Below are 23,826 nucleotides of genomic sequence, written 5' to 3' on the forward strand. Positions count from 1 at the left end.
TTTTACAAAATAAAACGTACTCTATTTTAGTTTAAAAATAATGAACCTACTATCTAAGTATTAGATTAAAAATTATGGTTAGAAAAATATTTTTAATTTTACACACATTCCTCCGCTACTATTTTGACTAACTGATATTCCGGATTCTTCACCAAACATAATTTGAATACGACGATGAATATTAAATAGACCAGTTAATTCTGTTAAATTATTATCAAAAAGTTGTTTGTTCAGCTTTTCGATATCTGTACTAGACAAATCTTCTCCATTATCATTTACGTTGATAATAATCCCATTTTCTAACTCTGTATATGTAATTGATAGTAAACCATTCTCTTCCCTATTCTCAAGTCCATATTTAAATGCATTTTCTATTATCGGCTGAACAATTAATCGTGGTACAGCTCTATTAATCGCAGAATAAGGTATTTCCTCAAAATATATTTGTATTCTGTCATAAAATCTGATTTGTTGAATTTCAGCATAACTTCGCGCATGCTCGATTTCTTCATTAAAAGAAACAACATCATTTGAAGACCTTGACAAGAATCTAAAATACTTGCCTAAATGATCAGCTAAAGTTGCGGCTGCAATAGTATCGCCACGTTCCAATTTTCTACTTAATGAAAAAAAGCTATTATACAAAAAATGAGGATTTATTTGTGCTTGTAATTGCTTCATTTCTGCACGTTGCACTAAATTAGTTTTTACATAAACTTCTTCAATCAAAGTGTTAATATAATGTCTCATTTGGTAGAAACTACTAAAGACATATGTAAACTCCCTCTCGCGTGACTGTAATACTATAGGATCAGAATCTAAAACACCATCTTCCATGTCTTTGAAGAGTCCGACTAATACACTAAGAGGTTTATGTAAATTTCTATCAATATATTTCGAAAAAATATAAATCAAGAATATAGATAGACCGAATAAAAGTAATAATAATAATAAATTTTTGTCTGGTTTATTAAATAAACTTTTATACGGAATATATTGGTAAAAGTTTCCCAAATACATACTTTCTAATTTTAAAATTTGAAATTTTTCATTATTAATTTCTATCTGATTTTTGAAGTTATTTTCTTTTATTTTTTTTGTTGATTCATTTATTGTTAAATAAAAATTTGTATTATTTTTATTAGAAGAAAGTATTGTATCTTTGTCAATATAGAATAAACTTCCACTATGAGGGTATACTGAAAAATCTTTCAGACTTGATTCTAACTTATTAATATCAAAATTTACTAAAAAAAAGATATCGGGTAGTTGATTATCTAATTGAACTCTAGTACCCGTCGTTCCTAAGAAAAGACTATTTTCAAAAAAATATACTCCGCCCCTCTGACTTTTATTTATATGCTCTTTCAAATTAACTAATTCAAAACTATCCATTGTTAATATGGAATCATCAGTAATAATTTTATTCATATTAGGTAAAAATATTTTGGCAGAAGATATTAAACTGCTACTAAGTTTTAAGTTATTTAGTCTTTCTTGTTGTGCTAAATATGCATGATTTAACTCATAGTCATTTAATATAGTATTATTTGACGTAAGATAACTTAGCCTTCTATCGAACATTAAGTTAAACGTCATTTCTTCAGCCACGGCTATTTGACTGTCTACTGAATCAACAAAATATTGGGCTTGTGCTATTCCTTTTTCCATAACCGAGTCTTGAACAGTCACTGTAGATTTATAATACAAAATACTCGACATTATAAGACATAATGTTAATAGTAATAAAAATATGAATACAATTTTAAAACTAATTGATTCTATTCGGATTTTAATGTAATCAATCATCATTAATACCGTTTCTTTCTCTATATTCCTTCGGCGTCATTCCTACATTTTTTTTAAAAAATCTTGTAAAAGAATGTGGAGTGATATACCCAACGCTATTTCCGATTTCTTTAATTTTCAATTGTGGTTTTATTAGTTGATTTTTTGAATTTTCTATTCTCTTACGACTAATATATTCTGAAATCGTTTCACCTGTATATTGTTTATATACTCTAGATAGATATGCTGGATTTAAAAAGCATATATCGGCTAATTTTATTAAAGATAAATCACTACTTATATTGGAATTAATATACTCCTTTACTCTATCAGTAATTTCTGCTAATCTCTCACTTTCCCCTTTATTCTCAAATAATGATGAAACTAACTTGGAATACTCTAATATTGATTGCTCTGCTTGTTGAATTGATTCAAAAGACGGGAAAATATAGTTATTATTTCTTTTTGATATATTGAATTTTATTAGAGTAGAATAAATAATACTCATAGTTCCGTTGTAGGCAGTTTGTACCTGATTTATATGTTTGCTAGATAATATAAAGAATAACAGCTTACCTATTAAATTTTCGAAAACTAATTTATTACGAGTATCTATTGCAATTTTAAAATCTGATAAAAATTTCTGAAGATCAAATAATTCATTACTTAAAGTATTATTATAATTAATTACCTCCTCTAACTTAATTATTGTTTGTTCTCTATTGCTTAAAATTAAGTAGCTAAAAGATAATAATTTTTTATATATTTTCGTAATTTGTGATAAATAGTTTAATTCTATGCTCGTTATTATAGAAAAAGATTCATTGTGCGACATTAATAATTTTTCTTGTAAATACATTGTAGCTCCAGTAGCTTTAATATAATGACTATAAATGTCATCCTTGCTAGTTATATCTATATCGGACGATTGAATTAGTATGAGACCTTGATTCTGTGTTACCCATTGTATAGTTACACGTAATTTTCTCGGAAAATATTCTTGACTATATTCATTAAAATGTTTATTAATACTTACCCTATTTCTATTAGAAATATCTAATGAGTCTATTCGAAAGAAAAAAACAAATAAAGGGGCGTCAATTGATAAATTTAGGATTTTAACATATTCACTCAAAAATTCTACTTCAATTGCTGTATCTTGATTAATTTTCCTTGCCATTTCGGACGACAAATATTTTTGTTGAACGTTCCTAATTTTTCTATCTAGTAAAAAAGTTTCATTGTCGCGCATCATTTCAGAAATACTTTGAAACGATTTTCTTACAGCATTCAATAAATTTTCATTTGTTTCACTTTTTAATAAAAAAATCACATCTTTATATTGATTGATTTCATATAAATAATCAAAATCTTTATAACCCGTTAAAAAAATAACTCTACACATGGGCCAACTCTCTCTAATTTTTTTAAACATTGAAATGCCATTCATTTTCGGCATGTTGATATCTGTTAAAACTACATCAAAATGAACTGTATCTAATAGTACCAGTGCTTTACGTGCATTATTAACTGAGAAAACGGTTATTTCTGGTAATTCAATCTTGAATAATTCTGATAGTCCTTCTAATACATCAAGTTCATCATCTACAATCAGTAAATTTCCAATCATTTTTTCACTCCTTAATCATTCTCTTGTATATAGATATTTTTTTAGTAAACTATAATAAAAAACATTTATTAATACAAAGAGTCCTAATCCAGGAAAAATTAGTAAAACAAAATTAATTCTTTGTAGTATCAAGAATAACATAATTTGGTTCAAGAATAAAAAAAGAGAAATTTTAGGCTTATAAAAAATCATAAAAAATGTTGTTATTAAAATTTTTTTGAAGTTATTCTCTAACTCATGAGCCATTACTGAAGCATAAAGAAAATATATGATGCTAACTACTGTTAGAACGATAAATAAAAATTGTAAAATCGTATTACTATAAAATACAATTCCTAAACTCAGATTAACCAACATAAATCCAACCACTAAACCTACTTTAATAATTTCTTTCCCTCTCATTCGCAAAATTAAAATCATTCGAGAATTCAAATTATTTGTAATTTTATATCTTAAAAATGTATCAGTTACTTCATGTGAAGATACTATTAAAGGAAAAATAATGCCTCCAAAATAAAAAATAGTAATAAAATACCATATTATAGGAAATGGAAATATAAATAGAAGAGAAATTAATAAAACTATAGGTATTAATAAAACCGTCGTTATATATGTACACATATATATATAATTTATAATATTATCCACTTTTTGCATTTTTACTAATCCTCTCCCGTATCCAATACTATAAATTAACTATGAATACTTAGGAGTCTTTAGATAGGTTCCCTAAGTATTCATAAAGTTTATTTATTTATTATTATTATCATACCATTCTTGAGCTTCTTCAGTTATTTCATTCCCACCTAAGTTTTTCCACGTTTCAAGAAAATCGTCATAACTATCTACTGGAGCAGCACCTGATATGATTTTAACTATTGTTTCGAGTGTCATAGGATTTAAAGTAGCATATTTATTAGACATAGTATCCGTCGGAGTGGATAAATATGCTTCTGATACAGCATTTTGATTTGCAAAGTAATCACCATTTTGAATGTGCAAACCACCATATTCCCCATATACTGTTGTCATAGAAAATCCTGAACTAACTTGTGGATCGGCATTTTTTATTTTATCTTTCAGTGTTCCATCATTTTTTGCTTTTTCATAGAGTTCTAAGTCTTCAAAAATCTGTTGATAAGACTGATTTAATTCCGTATCCTTACCATTTAATATATCAAATACTTTATTTTGATTTTCAATTTCACTCTTCAAATCACGCAAAGGTAATAATGAACCTTTCCATCCAATTCCACCGCTTATAGAATCATTAAGTTCTCGTTCTTTCTCATTTTCTGGAAAGTTCAATAATTTTACGGAAAGATTAGCTAATTTTATAACTGCTTCAGGATTATTTGATTTACTTGATATTCCGTAAAAATTTTTTGGTGTAGGATTTATATATGGTTTCCCACTATCTTTTCCATTTCCATCAGGTAAAGCAACCGCTGCTAACACTGCATTTTCATTATTTAAATAAGCTGCTGGTCCTGGCACCATTGCACCCCAGTGCGGTGCAAAATACATACCAACTTTTCCAGATCCTACATCGCTCATTAACACGTTCATATCTAAAGAAGCAAATCCTTTAGCTAATGAACCAACTTCATACATTTCATTGAGGTCTGCGAGAGCCTTTTTCATGACTACTGAGTTTGCTCCTCCCCATTCGATTACTCCATTATTTTCCACAAACGGAAAATTTCCTCCCCAGTGTCCAGGTTGAACACCATAACTTTCAAAGAATGCTTGCATGCCTGACCAAAAAGAAAAATCTTCTTTTCCGTTCAAAGCTAATCCATATGTGTCATCCTTACCATTACCATCCGGATCATTTTTAGTAAAAGCTAATGCAACTTCTTTTAATTCATCAATTGTTGTAGGTGCCGAAAGAGATAGATTATCTAACCAATCTTGTCTTACAAATAGCATCATGGCATTATTCCATGGATTCTCTAACTGTGGTAATCCATAAAGTTTTCCATCAATTTTACCAGAATCTAAAGACCCAGGTGTCCCATCATAATAAGCTTTTAATTCTGGTGAAGCATACTTTTCATAAGCATCAGTTATGTCGGAAATTACTCCTGTTTTTGCATACTTCAAAATATCATTTCCTGAACCTGCAATGATATCCGGATAGTTACCAGAAGCGATAGCAGTTGTAAGTTTTTGATTTGACTGTGATGAATCCACACTATATAGTGTTTCTAATTTATATCCATTTTCTTCATATACTCTGGTCCAATCATTATTCTCTGGCCCTTCTCCATTTTTCCATGTTACATCCGAGGCAAATCCCCAACCAACTTTCAAAATAATTGGTTCATCATATCCATATAGGTTATTTGTCGTATCTACAGATTCATTGGAAACTATCTCATTCTCTTTTGTTCCACATGCTACTAAAGTCAATAATAATGCTGAAAAAATAGTTAATTTAAATATTTTTTTCATTTAATTTTCACCCTTCTTTTTAAAATTTCAATTTTTATTAACCCTTCACACTTCCGATTGTTAATCCCGCAGTGAAATGTCTCTGAGCAAACGGGTAAACAATTAGTAATGGAATTATCGAAATAAATATTTGTGCAGCTCGCATATTTGTATCTGAGATACTCAACATATCATTAATTGCTTGTAAATCTCCACTTCTTATTACTGATTGAATATCCACAACCATTGTTTGCAAATATGATTGTAATGGGTAATTTTGTGTGAAATTTGAATATATCAAGCCATCAAACCAAGAATTCCAGTGTCCAATTAAAGAAAATAATGTGACGGTGGCTAGTGATGGTTTTGCCAAGGGCAGGTATATTTTTGTTAGTATTGTCCATTGACTTGCACCATCTAACATTGCTGATTCTTCTAAAGATTCTGGGATTCCTCTAAAGAAATTCATCATTAATATTACATTGAAAATTGGGACTGCCCCAGGTAATACTAAAGACCAAATAGTATCAATCAACCCTAGTTTATTAATAACAACATAAGTAGGAATTAATCCACCATTGAAAATTAATAGGAATATGAAGAAAAAACTATAAAATTTACGAGCTTTGAATCGACGAGACGATTTAGACAATGGATACGCTGCAAGAATTGTTAACAACATATTTAAAGGAACTCCTATAACTACTCGTTTTACACTTACCCCTACGGCCGTCCAAAATTCTTTGTTTTTCATGACAAATTCGTAGGCACTAGTCGTGAAATCTACAGGCAATAATACTACCTTGTTTTCTAATATTGCTTGTGGACCGCTAAAAGATTTAGCTAGTAAATTCCAAACAGGAAATATACAAATTATCCCAATAAAAATTATCAAAATTGTATTAATTACTAAAAATAGTCGTCTGCTTGGTGTTATGTATTCTTTCATACGTTTTCCTCATATATTATATTTAAGGTTTTAATCTTCAGATTGGGAGAGGTAAACCTTATGAACCTTGTTTAGCTTATTTATTATTATCCATTTTTTATAGATGCTCTTATTTAATCATCTTGACTAGTCTCGAATATTATCATAATTTTAAATTCAACTTTATATCTCATACTAGCTATATTAAAAAACTCTGTATCCCGCATATCTATCTGCCATTTTATACGAAATCAAAATCAATAGTCCAGAAACGATGGACTTGAAAAAACCTACTGCTGCAGACAAAGAAAATTGACTATTAACTAAACCTAAACGATATACCAGAGTATCAATAATATCTCCTGTAGAATATACAGCTGGTGAATACAGATTAAATATTTGATCAAACCCTGCACTTAAAATTCCGCCTATTGATAAAACTGTCATTAAGACAATAATTGGCATGATTCCAGGAATAGTCACATGGAGTGTTTGTTTCCATCTATTAGCACCGTCAATTGATGCTGCCTCATAAAGAGATGAATCAATTCCTGTTAAAGCAGCTAAATAGACTATGGAATTATATCCAAAATTCTTCCAAACATCGGATAAAATCATCGTCCACGGGAATAAGTTTTTATCTCCTAAAAAATTTATTGGTTCTTTAATTACTCCTATATTAATTAATAAATTATTTAGAACTCCGCTATCATTTGCTGTATTGCCTGTCGTTAAAAATTCTGTGAGTATTCCTGCAATAACAATCCAAGATAAAAAATAAGGCAAGTATGTAACCGTTTGCACCCAACTCTTTAAAAATTTAATACGAACTTCATTAAGCATTAAAGCAAATACTATCGGAATCGCAGCATTCAAAATAATTTTCCCTAATGCAATTACAAGGGTATTTCTCAACGCTGGTAAAAAATCAGGCATTTGAAAAATTACTTTAAAATTATCTAATCCTACCCATGAAGATTTAAAAAAACCCAAACCAGGTTGATAATCTTGAAATACCATTATTAAACCGAAAATAGGTAAATAACTAAAGACGAATAGGAATAAAACTGGTAAAAATAACATTAAATGGAAAGCTATGGTACTAGAATCACTTTTCTTAAAAAACTTTCTTTTCATTAAAAAACTCCTTTCTTACTTTATCCGCTTACAAATAAAATTATATTATATTTTTAATTAATATAATATAATCAAATTTATACTTACTTACCTAAATTCTACTAAATATATATCATGATTTTTTTAAATCGCCGATTGTAAAATTAAGCGAGACAAATAAAAAAATCATTTATGTTACACTCAAATTGTAATTCCGTCGAAAGAATACAGGGAGAGTGAACATAAATGACCTATACCCATCTTACACCAAATGAACTCGTAATTATAGAGGCATATTTTCATCAAGAAACACCCGTTGCTTTCGTTGCCAAGAAACTCAAGCGTGGTAGACAGGCCATTTACAATGTTTATCATTTTCTTAAACAAGGAAAAACGGCTCTCGAATACCTCGAACAGTATAAGAAAAATAAAAAACGTTGTGGAAGAAAGCCGATTGAAATACCCAAAGCAGAAAAAGAATACATCGAAGACAAGACAACTCAAGGCTGGACCCCGGATGTGATTGTTGGACGAGGTGAGTTTTCAATTTCATGTTCTGTCCGTACCTTATATCGTCGTTTTAAAAATGGTGAGTTTGATCAAAGTAAGTTACCCATGCAATGGAAACGAAAACCAAACGGGCATCAAGAACGTCGTGGAAAACAAGCATTCAAACGAAATATCGCTGAGCGAGAAACGGATTATGCTTCTTTTGAAACAGAGTTCGGGCATCTAGAAGGCGACACGATTGTCGGTGTCAATCATAAAAGTGCCGTCATCACCCTCGTTGAACGCCTTTCAAAAGTCATTATTGCTTTGAAACCTGAAGGTCGTAAAGCAATCGATATTGAAAAAGCAACGAATACTTGGTTTCAATCGGTTCCTAAAAATCTCTTTAAATCGATTACTTTCGATTGTGGTAAAGAGTTCTCAAATTGGAAGAATATCAGTAATATGAATGATATAGCTATTTATTTCGCAGACCCAGGAACACCATCACAACGAGGTTTAAACGAACACTCAAATGGTCTCCTTCGAAAAGATGGCCTACCGAAAGAAATGGATTTCAATCAAGTCAATCAGGATTTCATCTCCTCTGTGGCTTCAAAAAGAAATCATATACCCAGAAAATCACTGAACTACCAGACACCATTGGAAGTCTTTTTGAGTTATGTAAATGAAGAGCAGTTGTCTCGCTTAATTTGACAAATAAATTTATATTACTACTTATTTTATCAATCCAATTCTCAGAATCCTTAACAGTAATTCCACCTTCCTCTTGAATAGAATACCAGTACAAAAACTCCTCACCGTTGAGCTGTTCTCTAAAAATCGTTTCAACAAACATATTTTCGTTTTTTGATGTTAGCAGCGTTTCTTCCATATGCTCATTTAAGATAGTCATCCATTCATCAACTATAACCTTTTTACCTACATTTACCTTAAATCTTGTAAGTTCTGTTCGAAACATGATATCCATTCCTTTCATCGTCTTATTGTTAATATATCAATATTTACATTTTATATTTTCACTCTTAAAAAAGTATTTTGTCTTAATTCCCCCTATACATTTTTTCATTTTTCCTCTGAAAGGTTTTCATTACTTGGGCAGTTTTCACTATAACAATCTACATATCCATTTCTCATTGGTGTTACTTTTGTTGTTACTTTCTACACGTTCAAACAAAAAAAGCCAGAAACACCTTTAAGTAAGCGTTTCTAGCTTATTCAATTCTATTACCCCACACTACCTTCCAATGACTCTTTTTGTAATCATTAGAAAGGAATAGGGTTTATAGAGATATTTCATTTAACAAATTACTATAGACTGACAGTATATATCAGCAAGTACTATCATCTTAAACGTAGCCAATATCGTAGCCAAAATAGCAGGTAGAGAAGTTATTTAAAGAATCAAACTCTTTTTCTTATTAATCATGAAGTTAAATTCTTTCTAGAAAGTTGGGAATAGTTATAGTTCAACTTGAAAAAATTTAGATTTCTATTTTATGTCTTCTATATCTATATCGTTTTTAGCCATTATGGTCTTAATTACTTCTATGCCTATCTCAGTTAAGAAATTGTTTCGTGATCTAGATAGAAATTCAGACTCATCTCGTTTATATAGCCTTACTATTTCAGGTATTAAATAGAAAAATACATAGATAGGGATAACATATTCAACATCTTCACTATTTAACAACGGTGCTATACTAGAACTTTTCTGCACAACTATTCTCAGTTCTTTACCTTCAGAAACCTCATTTAGATAAAAATTAACTGCCGCAAGTGGCATTTGCAAATCAATTTTTATAGACGTAATTGGATAACCGTTAGTAATAAACGCTTTAGTTATGATTAACTCAGCTGTCTGAATACTAGTGCCTTCAAATTGGTTTTCTTCACTAAGAACTGTGCCTGTAAATCCATTAATGTTATCTAAAGTAATATCTTTACTTAATTCAAATTCTTCCTTTATCCGTTTATAAAAAAGCCAATGAAACAAGTCTGATTCAGTTTGATGGATCGAAGATAATGGTTCAATTGATCCTTCCCCAATCAACCGCTTCACACGCCTTAACTCATAAAATTCAGCAGAGAATATTACAGCATACAATCCATCTTCCGATTTAACAAAAATGACATCGACATTTGACTTATTTAGTCGTTCCTCTTTAGGTAGTAACACCCCTGTACTTTGATCAAAAACTCTTCGAGTGCTAAATTCACAAAAAGCTGTAACTTTAATATATGAAAATACTTCTTCAACTTCTTCAAATTTAATTTCTTCTGCTTCCGAAACATTAATCCACTTATAAAGAAATGTTTTTTCATCTTCAGGTGTTCCCTCTGGAATATTTTTAACTGCCAAAGGGTCTTTATGTTCCCTAACCAGAATTTTTTCTTTAACATCGTCTAAAGTAGCAAATTCATTATTTAGTTTTAAAAGCGTATAACGTTGGTTTTTAGGCAAATAATTCATTAATTTAACTCCTAACCTTGAATAGTAAATTGTTCTAACTGAAATTTGCAGTAATTTATAAATAGATATTTAGATAAGAACGGTGATTTAGATAAATCTAGTTCAAGTTTTATTTCTCCTCTAGCTGCTTGGACTAGGAGGAGATTCAATTGTAAGTAAATTGAACTATACTCACTTGAAGAACTATATTTCGAGAAAATATCGAATGTTATAGATCCATTTTCTAAATAAAAATCTTCATTATTTGAAATAAACCCCTCAGCTAGTTCTATCGCACACATTTGTGGGTTTAACCTTATAACGATCTTTGCATTCAAAATTCGTTTGAGAAACCAGAGTTGTATTTTAGTGAATTTCGCATCAAAACAAATTTTTAAGTATTGAGGTTCTTCAGGACTGTCTCTAAAATCTAGCTCCTGAATTTTTTTATCTTTTTGATTAAAAAAAGAAACTTTTACTTTTGGAAAAGTAATACTCTCCCAAATCCACTTAATTATTCCGAAAAATGCGAGAACTAAAATAAACCCTACAGCTACAAAAAACGCGAATACAATACCTTCAGCCTTCTCTATCCTAGTAGGTTCCCATTTTAAATAGTTGAAGTATGAAGTGAAAATTGGCATAAACTTATGAGATAAACCTAAAGCCATTAAACTTCCAAAAAAGGTAGCAATCGCATCAATAAATTTTGATTTTATCTTCTCCTTCATAGTTAGCACGTGTGTCCTGTAAAAAGGAATTGGACAATCTTGATTATTAAAGAATATAAGCCCTTATCAAATGTATTCGATAAAGATATATTCCCATTAGAATGAATACGGACACGATTTTTTGGACTTTTTAGGTACAACTCTATATATTGAATCTTTTGACTATTCTCTTTTAAGAAATTAGATATATTGCCTACTTCATCGGAATCAGACAACATGTCTTTAACTGTCGTTTTTTCCAACTCAGCTTCTTCCCCGTCTTCTTTAAAAGAAAAATCAGTAAAAACAAATTCTTCAAGCTTAGATACCCACAGTAATAAAGCTAGAAATTTGTAATTTGTGATTATTACGGGTCTAAAATTCCCATTTTCAAATTGCCTACTTATTTTATCCACATTTTGTAAATAACAATCAGGATTATATGCAATGCATTTAAATGGGGTATCTTCTTTACCAATAATAGATTGTTTACTAGAGAATAGAGCTGCCAAGTCCTCTAGCTCAGATAAAGAAAAATCTTTCAATATCTGAATTGCTTTATAAGTTGCCAATCTCTACACTCCCTTTCTTCAATCCTATTCACTGTAAGTATAATATATAGCTGGAATAAATACTATAATTTTCCACTTGTTTCCACCATCAATAATTTAAAAATATTTTGAACATGCTAAATCAATTACTATAATCAATAAAAGAAAATGTAACACAAGAGTATACCCTTGTGTTACACTATTTATTTCTTATTCTATCGGTATTTGTGGGTATAACGTAGTAGAAAAACTAGTTGAAACTTTGTCTTTCTAATGGAATAGTCAATCTCGTATTCAAGTTGCGTGGTGTACTTTTGATAAGAACTTTTTTTTAAACAGCCAGTTCATTATCTGTGTACAATATAGTAGGCAATCATTCGTATATTTTTAGTAACGCATCCGTTAGAACTTTAGAAAAGTTTATTTTATCTTTTTCCCTCTAGCTACTAACCAATCAGGGACTGTGACGTTCTTACGTACGTCCTTTTTTTGGACAATCGGAGAAGGATTTCCTTGAATAAGAGAAACAATTTCGTTATTATCCAAATTCTTTAGTTGTTGAAGATCTGTTGGAGAAGGAACCGGAATATCTTCGTCAATATAGTAAGCTAAAATTCCATCAAGAAATTCTTTAGCATTAGACATAGCTTCTTCAAAATTATCTCCTTGTGTTGCTCCAGCAAAATCAGGAAAAACTACTGAGTAGCCATTTACTTCAGCAGAAAAAATTACAGGGTAACTTTTTTTCATTGATACCACTCCTTTCGAATTAATCCAACGAACTAAAGGACTGGGCTTTTTCATTCCTAAGTCCTTCAGAAACTTCTGCTCTGTCTCTTTTTTTAAAATCCTGATTACTATGAACAGGAATAGGTGGGAATCCTTCTTCAGCCATGAAGTTAAGTTCATTAAAGATAATTGACGATTGTAGAATAAAGCCAATCTCTTTATTGATGATAATTCATCTTGATTGGTTTTCTAATCGTATTCAAAAACGTATTCAAGTTGCGTGGCGTGTTTTTGGTAAGAAATCATAAGAACTGGTTAAACAAAACATGATTTTATGACGTTTTAAAAAGATTAAAATGGCGATATATCAACCTTTTACTATTCATACTACTATATGAAAATTAATAAAATGACATCCCGTCATTACCACAACTTGGCGAGTTGGTTGAAGGAATAATTTTTTAAGACATAGCAAAAATAGTAATACTACATGCATTCCTCTGGGTTTATTTACCTATATTTATAGAGGAGCTTATTAAAAAACTTTCTAAGTCTTCAGAGATCATACAGTTTAATTCTTTAGAGATACTATAAATTTCTTCAATCATTATATTCCATCTGTTAATATCACTTGAATTAAGTAAACTATCTCTCATGTTAAAAATATATTAGATAGTTTGCAAATCAATTATTTTTTATCTTTAAATTAATACATATTTATAGTATTCCACTATTACTAAGTTTAGTTTACAAGGAATGTCTATAAAAAATTGACTATTACTATAGATATATTAGTAAATTGAATACTTATCTATTAAAATGATCTCCTCATCACTTAAATTGAGTTCTTTGTAAATGAAAGAATCAATTTTTTGACATGCTTCTTTAAATTCAGATGAGTCATTATCATTACTTAAAGCATCTTGTAACTGCTAGACTGTATTGTGCAGTTATTGCTAAATAAGAATGTGCACTTTTACCCTATTACTTCGTTCCATTTGATAAACTAGAAACGTTAGTTTATTGACTGGAAGGAGAAAAAGAAGGTGGATTTTGAAAAAGTGAACAGAATTGCGAAAGTGCATCATTACAAAAAGAAAGGATTTTCAAATGCGAAAATTAGTCGAATGCTTGGCATTCACCGTAACACAGTAATTAGTGATTTGAAGAAAGAACCAAACGAAGCAGTTGTGTGGGTAGAATCCTTAGCGAATCGGAAAAGAAAATTAGATCCATATAAAGAAACTATTTTAAGCTGGCTGAGTGATGAGCCAGAACTGTCCGCAGCTCAAATTGAAGACTGGCTAGAGGAACAGTTTAATTACAGAGAAGCAGCACCCAGTACTATTCGTTCTTATGTCAGAGAGTTAAGGGAAACCTACGGTATTCCTAAAAGATTAACTTATCGCAATTACGAGGCTGTTCCTGAGCTTCCAGCTGGCAGACAGATCCAAGTCGATTTTGGTGAGATTACAGTTAAACGTGCACTTACCGAAGGACGAATAAAGCTTTACTGCATCGGCTTCGTACTCTCCCACTCCCGATATAAATATGTCGAGTGGCAAGAGAGACCCTTTACGACAAAAGATGTCGTTCGCGCACATGAGAATGCTTTTGACTACTTCGGAGGTCGGACAGAAGAAATCGTATATGATCAGGACAAATTAATGATTGTTAGTGAGAACCACGGCGATATATTATTTACCAAACAGTTCCAGGCCTATGTACTTGAGAGAGGGTTTATCGTCCATGTGTGTCGAGCGGCTGATCCGGAGTCCAAGGGAAAAGTCGAAGCAGTCGTAAAATTTGTGAAGTATAACTTCGCTCGTGGTCGACGCTTTTATTCAATCACTTCTTGGCAGGAAAGCTGTGAAGCCTGGTTAGAACGTAGAGGCAACTATAAGACACATGAAAAAACAAAAAAGAGACCGATAGACGTGTTCACTCTGGAAAAGTCACACCTCATCTCGATCTCTAACAAACTCATTCTCTCGAACAAAGAAAGTATAACAAAGACCGTTCTGAAAGACAATACGATTCAATATAAATCCAATTACTATTCGGTTCCACTAGGAACCTACCAGCCACAGAAGAAAATCAAAGTACGTGTTGTCGTTAATGATACTAGTTTATCTGTGTTCGAATTGAAAAGTGACCAACAAATCGCTACTCACCTCTTAGCTAAGGGGAAAGGCAAACTGACTAAAGATCCTGATCATGGACGCGAAGATGCGAAAAAGCAGAAACTAGATAGTCATATTAGCCGTGTCCTTGGACTTTTTCAAAACGAGGAAAAGGCAATGATCTTCATTGACCAACTGAAGGTCAACTACCCAAGGCATATAAGAGACCAGTTACGTGTCATTGAAGCAGTCAGTGAACGAAACAGTGATTTTTTAGAGAAAGCTTTAAATGAATGTATATCTCTGAATTTATTTAGTGCCGTTACATTAAGAGATGTGGCCAATGACATCGCCCGTCGAGATGTCCAGACAGATTCCGAGTCTACAAGGAATAATAGTTTATCAAAAAAATATCAGACAATTACCGCTGTAGAACGTTCCTTTGAATCATATCTACAGGTGTTAGGAGGGGAACAATCATAAGTACCACAGAAGATCTCCAATCACAATTCAAGCAATTCCGTATGACTGAAACAGCTCAAGCGCTCCCGGGCTTTCTCCGTGAAGCTGAACAGCAGTCCTGGACCTACCAGGAGCTGCTTGTCGCTATATGCGACCATGAAGAACAGCGTCGCGAAGAGAAAACACGACAGAAACATTTAAAATGGGCGCAATTTCCCTTCGAAAAGTCCTTAGAGGACTTTGACACGACCGAATCAGTTTCGATTAGTAAACGTCAGATTTCTCAATTAAGAGCATGCGACTGGTTGGATCAAACATTCAACCTGGTCCTCTTAGGTCCACCAGGCGTCGGTAAAACTCATTTAGCTATTGGCCTTGGACTGGAAGCTATCGACCAAGGGAAACAAGTGGCATTCGTTTCAATGGGTGAGTTGATTACCTTACTTAAAACTGAAGAGTACGTCCGAAAATCAGCCATTCGATTGAGGCGTATAAGACAAGCAGATTTAGTTGTGATTGATGACATGATGTTTATGGCAATGGAAACAAGAGAAGCCAACCTCTTTTTCCAGCTAGTCAGTGACTTGTATGAAAAAAGTTCGATCATTTTAACTTCAAACAAAGGACCTGACAGCTGGGGCAAGATGCTTGGTGATCAAGGAATAGCGACAGCTATTCTGGATCGACTTCTTCATCGCTGTGAAGTTATTCATATTAATGGAGAGAGTCATAGAATGAAACATCGAGAATCAGTCTTCACGTAACAAAAGTGCACAAAGTTATCTGGCAAAAAGTGCACAATTCTACTTGACAGTTACACATCTTTAACTAAATTTACTAAATAAGAATCAGCTACATTTTTAATAGGGCATTTCTTTAAGTAAATAGGTTTAATTTCATAATCAACTATTTCTTTAGTAAAAATCCAATTATAAAATGATGAATTAATCCAGCCAAGTAAACCAAATAAATCTTCTTTGTTTTGATTGTCACGTGGAATAATATTTGATAATCTATTTAAATTGTATCCATTATTTTTATCTATCGTTGCAATGATTCTCTGTTTTAAAGATAGATTTCTTGTTCTAACTATTAATATTTTTTCTTGATTAAAATACTTTTCATTAGGTAACGTTCTACCCTTTTTCCCTCTGGATTTCACATATTCTTGATCATACATAATAAATCCTTCAGTATTGACATCGCCATAATAACTAATCCCTTTTCCTGTAATCATTGGATGATACTTTTCTGATTCTTTTACTTCTGATGTCAATTCACTTTTAATATACCCTGTATTAATTCCTAAACTCACATCAAATAAATCTTCTATGTTCCTACATTTTCTACGGATATCATTTATCAATTTGTGTTCTTCATCATTTAAGAAAATATCAAACCTAGAATATTCATTTTTAATAAATCTAGATGTAGATATAAAATAAGCATCTTTTCCAAATCCTAAATTTTCTGGAATATTTACTCTAACGATATAATCCGAACACTTACTTTTTCTTAATGAGTATATTACAGTATCCACTGTAGCTTCCGCAAAGGCTTTCGGACCTAATGGATAAAATTCTTCAAAAACAGCATTGTCTAACAAATATTTTCTTGTTTTTTCAAAAGTGGATTGCAGTAGAAAAGAAGAATTGGTAATTAAGCAGTTAATCCCATCTATTTTAGTTATTTTAATAGCTAATTCTATAAAATATTTATATAAATCAAAGTTACCTTCATCATTAAAATAGTGATCTTTAAAATATTGCTTGTATATTTCTATATTGGCATTTCTATAAACATAAGGTGGATTTCCTATTATTATATCAAATCCTATAAAATTACCATTGGTGTCTAATGCGTTAGGAAACTCAAAGCGCCATTCGAATGCATTTTCGAATATTTTATTATTCTCTATATTTTTTATTTTTTCTTCAAATTTATCAATCTGTTGCTTCAATTCATCTATCCGTTGGTTTCTTTTGCTAACTTCTAACTCAGATAATTCAAACAATTCGATTGTATCGGTAAGCGAATAGTATTCTCGCTGAAGTTTTCTTAAATCTTTCTTAATAGGATCAAATGAATCTATATCAGTTCTATAATTTTTTTTGAATTTATTTATTTTTTCTCTGAATTTATTCTTTTCTAACTTATCATCTGTATTAATATACCTATGAACTGCTTCTAAATAATCAGATACCTTCATAGAATTTTTCGTGAACGCACTTACAGGACTATCAAATTCATATCTACTTATCAATGAATTCCCCTGCTTTATATTAATATCTATATTAGGCAAAGTAACCAGTTGATTATTGCCATTATAATAAGCGTTTTTTAATAACTCAATCCACAATCTTAATCTACAAATATTTACAGAGTTAGGATTAATATCTACACCGAATAAAGTATTCTCAATTATTTTCTTTTTTTCTTCAAAAATGACTTTTTGAACCCTAGACGTTTCCTGATCAAATCTTGAATACTTGAATGGTTGATTATATAAATCTGTTATTACAAGTTCATCATTAATTACCTCAACTTTAAAATTTGATATTGGAAATCCATTTTCATCTTTTAATAACCTAAGTTCAAATTTTATTGCAACTATTTCATTTAATGCTGAAACTAAGAAATGCCCCGATCCTACAGCAGGATCACATATTGTTAATTCATCAACTATTTTTTCTAATTTTTCGGCTTCTTCAATAGAACTAATATATCCGTTCACTTCATTTAAGTTAGTAATTTCCAAAGAAAATTCACTATTTATTTTATGAACCAAGTGGCTTCTAATTGACTTTCTTGTCATATACATCGTTATTTTCCCCGGAGTAAAAAAAGAACCATCTTTATATCCATTTATCTTTTCAAAAATTAAACCTAATACCGAAGCATTGATTAAATCATTTTGAGATTTCTTCTTTTCTATTACTGAAGATGAGAAATTATATGAATCTAGAAACGAAAGGAGATACTCTAGAAAACCTATTTTACCTTTTTTTCTTTTACCTTCATAATCAAGTATACAAGTTTTTTTATAGTAATTAATTTCTAGGTCTCTAAGTGTATCAATGCCAACACCATATTTCTTTTCTATAATCGATTCTTCAAATAATGAACTATTTAAATACGGTATTTTATTAATTTCTTCTCCTAATTCACTTGGTCGTTCATTTTGTTTTTTTGCTAATACTGAAAAAAACAAATCATATAAATCCTCGAATGAACTAATTTTCTCTGTATTTAAGAACTTATACGATTGATCGTGATTAAATTCAACCAATTGACTTTCTAATAATTTTAAAAATAGCATTCTATTAATCCACAGAACAGACAATTGAATAGCTACATCAAAATAAAGTTCTTCAGACATACTAACTTTCGCTTTTAATCGTGCAATAGTATTTTCCATTAAAGAGCCTGCTTCTCTCTTTTTCTCAGATAAACGTCTAATTAACGATCCACTATTTTTTCCTTTTTCCTCTTCTAACCCCATCAAATATAGAAGTTCATTATAAAACTCTTTGTTTAAACTATTCGAGTCTGTAAATATATCTTCTTTCAATAAATTTTCGTGTGAAAAAAAATAATACAAATCTTTTAATTTAGACTGATTAATTTCTGATGGACTCGTTTTATTAAATAAATTTTTCATATCAATATGTACTACTTTTAACTTGTGATTTTCAATTATTTCATCAATCATTACCTCAAGCTCACTATATAGATATTCCGTAGTATTACCTGACAAACGTCTTTTTACATAATCCGAATAGAATTTATATACTTTATTATTTCTAAAAAAAACTCTATCCATTTCTAACGAGTCAATACAAAACCACTCTAATCCATTAGTAATTATACACTTTTTTAAAGATGCATTTTTTTCAACAATTCGTTCATTCATATAATAATGAACTAGCTCATGTAACGCTTTTCTATTGAATGATTCTTTAGTAACCATTTCTTTTTTATTTAATAAGGATTTCACTTCAAACATCACTTGAACTTTATCATTTTTATCAGTTATTGCTAAATCAATATTACCTGAAATATTGATTTTATTATTAATAAATATTTTTTGTAAAAAATCACTGATTAATTTTTTTATATATTCTTCCTGTTTTTCCTGGTTTTCTAATACTTGACTAATGTATTTTTTAAATTCTTCTTGGAAGGGTTCTTGATTATATGGAAGAACTTTTAAATTTTTGCTGTAACTTTTATTCAGTTCGATAAATTCTATCACTTTATTTATCCTCCTCTTAATATGTAATATATAATTATCATTTTATCATATATACTATTAACTTTTTGTAAATGAAAGATAATTTTATTTGGGAGTCTGTAGGGAGCTTGCTCCCTCAGGATAAAAAAAAACTGACCTTTCCAGATAGAGTAGCCTGCAACAGCATGGCTCTCAATCTGGAAAGACAGTGGGTAGCTCGCGTAAGACCTTCTAAAACCGCCCTTCCAGACCTTGATAAGTATATTGAATTGTGGAAAGATTTTCTTAATAGCCCATGTCAAAATCTTGTTGCTGTTGTTGCTGATTTTGAACCATACGTTCCATACGTTCCATAAATTCGTAATCATTTTTCGCACGATACATCTTCACATCGTCATTAATTACACGACTAATTTGGTAATGTAATTGTTTTGCAGAAGGCGTGTGTGGACATGTTTTAAAACCCTCTTCCGGTAGATAAAATTCTTTTCGATCACTCTTTTTGACCGTAATTTTTTTAGATTTTGTACTTCTCAATGTTTTTGTGTGAACATGCGTATGCAATTTAATTTCATATTCTTCATCATCAATTGGTGCAAATGTATTTGAATAATGGTGATCCACTGCTTCTAAAAATGATGGATATGGAAGATATTTTTTTCGTTTATTTGCATGTTTAAATTGTTTATCTGCTGTCGAATCTAACTCGACGAAAGGTATTTCTAGTTCGCCCGTTTGCTTGTTATATTGAGAGTTGAGTGACATTTCTTGTTCGGAATCCAATTGACCATTGAAATAATTATCTATATGTGTCAGATAATTATTTTCGGATAACTGTTCACTTACTTGTTCAAATGAATATTTCTTTCCTAATTTTCTTGCACTAAATGTTCGTTCAACATATTGTTCTCGTTCTTTTCGAGAGCTTTTATTTTTCCCAAGAGCGACAAGCTCTTCTCTGCGATTATAAAAATCAACTTCTTTTTTGTATAAAACATACCCTAGTTTATTGCTGTTTTTTGAAAAACGATAAACTTCTATATTATGATTTTTTGCTAGTTCTTCTGAAAAAGATTCAAATGAATTGACTTTACGATTTTCTAATGTCTTTTCGATAGCATTTTGTACAACTTCTTGATGATTTAGTTGCCCTTTTTTTAATTTTGTAGAATCATTTGAATAAATGTTTTTTCTCTTCTCTAAATTTTCATAGTATTCATTATCAATTGTTTCTAATCCATTTTCCAACAATACTTCATCATTTAATTTACGCAAACGTTCTAAATCTTTTGGATCAATTCTGATTCGTTTTCCTGTTTCAAAATCAAGATTATTGATAACTAAATGACTGTGAAAATGATCTTTATCGTTGTGACTAGCTATAAAAACATCAGAATTTGGAAACGCACGTTCTGCAAATTCCACTGCAATTTCGTGCATTTTTTCTTTACTTAATTCTTTAGATATTTTTTTATCGAAGGAATGTACCACGTGGTAGGCTTGTGTAATGTCTTTAGAACCATTCATTTTTCTTCGAGTATAATTCATTTCTTCTATTGCCTCTGAAGGTTCGTCACTACAATTAATTCCAGTTATCGCCACACATTTTTCTTTATCTTTATATGGATTGACAACGTATTGTATTAAAGATGATAGATTCTTTTTTCTTCCTAAGGAAGTTATAGAAGCTCCCATAATTTTTTTGACTCCTGTTTGAATTCTTGAATGATTTCAATGGATTGTTTCAATCCATTTAACATACTGTGAGAGTATTCTTCTTTTGTAGCAGGACGTTTATTAATAGATACAAAATAATTAAAATACTCTTGTTCCTGTTCGGATAATTCACTATACCGAAAATGATTTCGAGTGTTTTCACTAAAAATTTCGTCAATTTTAGTTATACGCAATTTCTTTGAAATAATATTTGCACGTTCATCTTGAAAAAGTTGAAAACGATCAGAATCAAATACGGAGAGTGAAGTTTTTGTTTGTATTTCACTTTTTTCTTGGAAATACTTAGTTAATTTATTCAAGTTTTTTGTCGCTTGATTCATATTATTTCCTATTTTTTTTAAATTATACTTCATTTGTTCGGAATCTTCTTTTGAAAAAAGCGGTGGCTGATACACTAATCCTTCTAGTTGTTGTCGACAAACTTCTGAACGAGAAATTCCTTTTTGTTCGGCTATCATATCTAACGTTTTTGATATTCTATCACTCACACGAAAATTTAATGCGACACCATTTTTTCTATTTTTTTCATATTGTTTTTGTTTCTCATCCATAAATTTCACCTTTCTTTTGAAGAGAGCAATATACAATAATTGCTCTCTATTTCTTTTTGTAACTGTACTTCTTGATTAATCATGGCTTCTAGATAGTTAGTGACACTTAAATTTTGCTGATTTGCTTGATTGATAGATTTACAAGTGCTTGATAAAGTTGAAACCTCTTCTTCGCTGATATCCAGTATTAATTTGACTATACTGATCTGTTTTATTAATATATGCCAAATCTGTCACTCCCCCTTTTATCAATGACCAAGCTATATTATCATTTTGGTTATTGTGACTAATGTTGGTAGAGTCATTGTAAAAAGTTTTAGTAAACTCAATCCCACTGTTAATTAAAGTTGGCATCAATAAAATTAACGCAATCGACATTACTACGTTCATTCCAACTGATTTAAGTTCCACTGAACCTTTTCCGATCACCATTTTGTATCCAACGAAAACGAGCGAAAGAACCATCAATCCGATTACTATAGTATTTAAAATAGACTTGTAGACACCATCTAAACCACTACTCTCAACAAAACTAAAAAGATCTAAAGCGTTAGGAATTAAATTTTGAATCGTATCAGTTAGTAAAAATACTCCCTTTACTAGTAGCCACCCCAGTTGAACAAATATACTTTTTACTAAGTTTCCGTCATATTCTTTCAAATAAGGCTCATACCTTGGATTATTTAAAAATTCGGTTTGACTTTTTGTATCTTCAAACCATTCTAAATTGACTGCATGTACAAAATTCGGGTGTAAAACTACTAAAAAGCTTGCTAGTAAAAGAAAAACAGTTACTATCTTTCTGAATTTCCTACTGGCGATTTTATCTTTTATTTTTTTCATTCGTTCCCCCGTTGATCCATCTCATTAAGCTATCAGATAGCATTTGAGCTGTTTTTTTGTCTATAATGACATGAGTTACATAGTTATTATTAACATCTCTCAAATCGAGAACTACAGTGTTTGAACAGATACTCTCTATTAATTCAAGAGTATCTGCATTGTTATCCAAGCATTTAAATTTTTCTACTAGACAATTTTCAATCATTTTTATTCCCCTTCAGCAGCCCAATTATGCATTGTTATTTTAGGCAATTCTTTGATTCCGAACACTTTTTTAAACTGATTTGTATTTTCTCTATTTTCTAAAAATTGATTTTTATATCTTTTTTTTAGTCCAGTCAAAAAATATTTTTCATAATCGTATAACCCTTCTTCAGTTTTTGATTGAAAAACGCATGCTTCATGTTGTTTTATAATGCATTCAGCGATAAGATATTGAGTATTTTTAGATAAATATTCAATAATTTTTCTGATATCTTCTGTATCCGCACTAGCATTTTTTAAATAGTGATAAATCTGTAATAACTTTTGACCGTTTTCTTTATTTTTCTCATAAAGAAAACTTATCTTATCGTAAATATCTTCTCTTATATTATTAGTAGTATCTTCTTCTTCTTTCTTAAAATTGTTATTCTTTAATTTGTTACTTCTTAGTTGCGGATTTTCCGTAGACGATTTTTCCGCAGATGGAAAATCCGCTTTCGGATAATCAGTAATCGGACTTTCTATTACAATCCACTCCGTACCATCGAATCTTCCTTCATTATCACGTTTTTGTTCTTTTATAAGATATCCAAAATTTATTAGTTCTTTTAATCCAGTATTTATCGAATCTTTTCCATCTTTTTCGCTATGATTAATTAATGTTGCTGTATAAAATGTCCACTCATCGTCAAACGACAACATATACGCAAGTAAACCTCGAGCTTTGTACGACAATCTTTTATCTCTCAACACTTCGTTTTTTAAAATAGTAAAATGAGAATCTCTTTTCCCTCTTTTTATTGTAGCCATTTGAACACCCAA

The 23,826-nt window shown here is 30.6% G+C and carries 18 protein-coding genes and 2 pseudogenes; 3 read left to right on the plus strand and 17 right to left on the minus strand.

What is annotated here, in order from left to right; translation table 11 throughout:
* Positions 1–78 precede the first annotated feature (78 nt).
* The 6 genes from IGI68_RS01650 to IGI68_RS01675 all read right to left on the minus strand — a co-directional run bounded on the left by IGI68_RS01650 (position 79) and on the right by IGI68_RS01675 (position 7,919).
* Entirely contained in the window at positions 79–1,671 is a 1,593-nt protein-coding gene (locus IGI68_RS01650; RefSeq protein ID WP_438729860.1) for a sensor histidine kinase, read from the minus strand.
* Between the two features lie 130 nt (positions 1,672–1,801).
* Entirely contained in the window at positions 1,802–3,418 is a 1,617-nt protein-coding gene (locus IGI68_RS01655) for a response regulator transcription factor (RefSeq protein WP_438729863.1), read from the minus strand.
* A gap of 15 nt (positions 3,419–3,433) precedes the next feature.
* Positions 3,434–4,075: a hypothetical protein gene (locus IGI68_RS01660; RefSeq protein WP_438729865.1), complete on the minus strand. Its 642-nt coding sequence runs from the start codon at positions 4,073–4,075 to the stop codon at positions 3,434–3,436.
* Positions 4,076–4,168: 93 nt separating this feature from the next.
* Positions 4,169–5,875, minus strand: a complete 1,707-nt coding sequence (locus IGI68_RS01665) for an extracellular solute-binding protein (RefSeq protein WP_438729868.1) — start codon at positions 5,873–5,875, stop codon at positions 4,169–4,171.
* 37 nt (positions 5,876–5,912) lie between these two features.
* Positions 5,913–6,803, minus strand: a complete 891-nt coding sequence (locus IGI68_RS01670; RefSeq protein ID WP_438729871.1) for a carbohydrate ABC transporter permease — start codon at positions 6,801–6,803, stop codon at positions 5,913–5,915.
* 183 nt (positions 6,804–6,986) lie between these two features.
* Positions 6,987–7,919 (minus strand): ABC transporter permease, encoded by a 933-nt coding sequence (locus IGI68_RS01675; RefSeq protein WP_438729874.1) that lies wholly within the window; start codon positions 7,917–7,919, stop codon positions 6,987–6,989.
* A gap of 225 nt (positions 7,920–8,144) precedes the next feature.
* Here IGI68_RS01675 and IGI68_RS01680 point away from each other — a divergent pair, with 225 nt between their 5' ends.
* Positions 8,145–9,104 (plus strand): IS30 family transposase, encoded by a 960-nt coding sequence (locus tag IGI68_RS01680; protein ID WP_438729877.1) that lies wholly within the window; start codon positions 8,145–8,147, stop codon positions 9,102–9,104.
* Positions 9,105–9,129: 25 nt separating this feature from the next.
* Here the strand turns inward: IGI68_RS01680 and IGI68_RS01685 are convergent.
* The 5 genes and pseudogenes from IGI68_RS01685 to IGI68_RS01705 form a co-directional block, all read right to left on the minus strand.
* Positions 9,130–9,369: pseudogene (locus IGI68_RS01685) on the minus strand (DUF6176 family protein); the annotation flags it as partial.
* 531 nt (positions 9,370–9,900) lie between these two features.
* Entirely contained in the window at positions 9,901–10,881 is a 981-nt protein-coding gene (locus IGI68_RS01690; RefSeq protein WP_438729880.1) for a hypothetical protein, read from the minus strand.
* An 11-nt stretch (positions 10,882–10,892) separates the two neighbouring features.
* Entirely contained in the window at positions 10,893–11,591 is a 699-nt protein-coding gene (locus tag IGI68_RS01695; RefSeq protein WP_438729883.1) for a hypothetical protein, read from the minus strand.
* A gap of 2 nt (positions 11,592–11,593) precedes the next feature.
* On the minus strand, positions 11,594–12,142 hold the full coding sequence (locus tag IGI68_RS01700; protein ID WP_112009062.1) for a hypothetical protein: 549 nt from the start codon (positions 12,140–12,142) through the stop codon (positions 11,594–11,596).
* A gap of 399 nt (positions 12,143–12,541) precedes the next feature.
* Positions 12,542–12,871, minus strand: a complete 330-nt coding sequence (locus IGI68_RS01705; RefSeq protein ID WP_438729887.1) for a type II toxin-antitoxin system HicB family antitoxin — start codon at positions 12,869–12,871, stop codon at positions 12,542–12,544.
* Between the two features lie 1,025 nt (positions 12,872–13,896).
* Here IGI68_RS01705 and istA point away from each other — a divergent pair.
* Both istA and istB read left to right on the plus strand, forming a co-directional pair.
* Positions 13,897–15,456 carry an IS21 family transposase gene (gene istA, locus IGI68_RS01710; protein ID WP_077932625.1) on the plus strand — a complete coding sequence of 520 codons (1,560 nt, stop codon included), beginning with the start codon at positions 13,897–13,899 and terminating at the stop codon, positions 15,454–15,456.
* A complete protein-coding gene (istB, locus tag IGI68_RS01715; protein WP_270782861.1) occupies positions 15,453–16,199 on the plus strand; it encodes an IS21-like element helper ATPase IstB in 747 nt (248 codons plus the stop codon). The genes istA and istB overlap by 4 nt, the downstream gene beginning before the upstream one ends.
* A 50-nt stretch (positions 16,200–16,249) precedes the next feature.
* On the opposite strand, the gene IGI68_RS01720 is transcribed toward istB, so the two are convergent.
* The 6 genes and pseudogenes from IGI68_RS01720 to IGI68_RS01745 form a co-directional block, all read right to left on the minus strand.
* Positions 16,250–19,690, minus strand: coding sequence for a type IIG restriction enzyme/methyltransferase (locus tag IGI68_RS01720; protein WP_438729890.1), 3,441 nt, complete (start codon positions 19,688–19,690; stop codon positions 16,250–16,252).
* 264 nt (positions 19,691–19,954) lie between these two features.
* Positions 19,955–21,364: a relaxase/mobilization nuclease domain-containing protein gene (locus IGI68_RS01725; RefSeq protein ID WP_438729893.1), complete on the minus strand. Its 1,410-nt coding sequence runs from the start codon at positions 21,362–21,364 to the stop codon at positions 19,955–19,957.
* Positions 21,349–21,957, minus strand: coding sequence for a plasmid mobilization protein (locus IGI68_RS01730; protein WP_438729896.1), 609 nt, complete (start codon positions 21,955–21,957; stop codon positions 21,349–21,351). The genes IGI68_RS01725 and IGI68_RS01730 overlap by 16 nt, the downstream gene beginning before the upstream one ends.
* A gap of 165 nt (positions 21,958–22,122) precedes the next feature.
* Positions 22,123–22,800 (minus strand): annotated as a pseudogene (locus IGI68_RS01735) (hypothetical protein); the annotation flags it as partial.
* A complete protein-coding gene (locus IGI68_RS01740) occupies positions 22,781–23,005 on the minus strand; it encodes a hypothetical protein (RefSeq protein ID WP_438729899.1) in 225 nt (74 codons plus the stop codon). The gene IGI68_RS01740 and the pseudogene IGI68_RS01735, both read right to left, overlap by 20 nt.
* A gap of 2 nt (positions 23,006–23,007) precedes the next feature.
* Positions 23,008–23,814, minus strand: a complete 807-nt coding sequence (locus IGI68_RS01745; protein ID WP_438729902.1) for a helix-turn-helix domain-containing protein — start codon at positions 23,812–23,814, stop codon at positions 23,008–23,010.
* Between the last annotated feature and the right edge of the window lie 12 nt (positions 23,815–23,826).

Source organism: Enterococcus sp. DIV1314a (genome assembly GCF_051713805.1).
Taxonomy (GTDB): domain Bacteria; phylum Bacillota; class Bacilli; order Lactobacillales; family Enterococcaceae; genus Enterococcus_I; species Enterococcus_I aquimarinus.

What these genes read in the sequence shown, in the direction of transcription:
- IGI68_RS01650 (WP_438729860.1), bottom strand. Translation starts at nt 1,671, where the DNA reads ATGGAAAAAGGAATAGCACAAGCCCAATATTTTGTTGATTCAGTAGAC.
- IGI68_RS01655 (WP_438729863.1), bottom strand. Translation starts at nt 3,418, where the DNA reads ATGATTGGAAATTTACTGATTGTAGATGATGAACTTGATGTATTAGAA.
- IGI68_RS01660 (WP_438729865.1), bottom strand. Translation starts at nt 4,075, where the DNA reads ATGCAAAAAGTGGATAATATTATAAATTATATATATATGTGTACATAT.
- IGI68_RS01665 (WP_438729868.1), bottom strand. Translation starts at nt 5,875, where the DNA reads ATGAAAAAAATATTTAAATTAACTATTTTTTCAGCATTATTATTGACT.
- IGI68_RS01670 (WP_438729871.1), bottom strand. Translation starts at nt 6,803, where the DNA reads ATGAAAGAATACATAACACCAAGCAGACGACTATTTTTAGTAATTAAT.
- IGI68_RS01675 (WP_438729874.1), bottom strand. Translation starts at nt 7,919, where the DNA reads ATGAAAAGAAAGTTTTTTAAGAAAAGTGATTCTAGTACCATAGCTTTC.
- IGI68_RS01680 (WP_438729877.1), top strand. Translation starts at nt 8,145, where the DNA reads ATGACCTATACCCATCTTACACCAAATGAACTCGTAATTATAGAGGCA.
- IGI68_RS01690 (WP_438729880.1), bottom strand. Translation starts at nt 10,881, where the DNA reads ATGAATTATTTGCCTAAAAACCAACGTTATACGCTTTTAAAACTAAAT.
- IGI68_RS01695 (WP_438729883.1), bottom strand. Translation starts at nt 11,591, where the DNA reads ATGAAGGAGAAGATAAAATCAAAATTTATTGATGCGATTGCTACCTTT.
- IGI68_RS01705 (WP_438729887.1), bottom strand. Translation starts at nt 12,871, where the DNA reads ATGAAAAAAAGTTACCCTGTAATTTTTTCTGCTGAAGTAAATGGCTAC.
- IGI68_RS01725 (WP_438729893.1), bottom strand. Translation starts at nt 21,364, where the DNA reads ATGGGAGCTTCTATAACTTCCTTAGGAAGAAAAAAGAATCTATCATCT.
- IGI68_RS01730 (WP_438729896.1), bottom strand. Translation starts at nt 21,957, where the DNA reads ATGGATGAGAAACAAAAACAATATGAAAAAAATAGAAAAAATGGTGTC.
- IGI68_RS01740 (WP_438729899.1), bottom strand. Translation starts at nt 23,005, where the DNA reads ATGATTGAAAATTGTCTAGTAGAAAAATTTAAATGCTTGGATAACAAT.
- IGI68_RS01745 (WP_438729902.1), bottom strand. Translation starts at nt 23,814, where the DNA reads ATGGCTACAATAAAAAGAGGGAAAAGAGATTCTCATTTTACTATTTTA.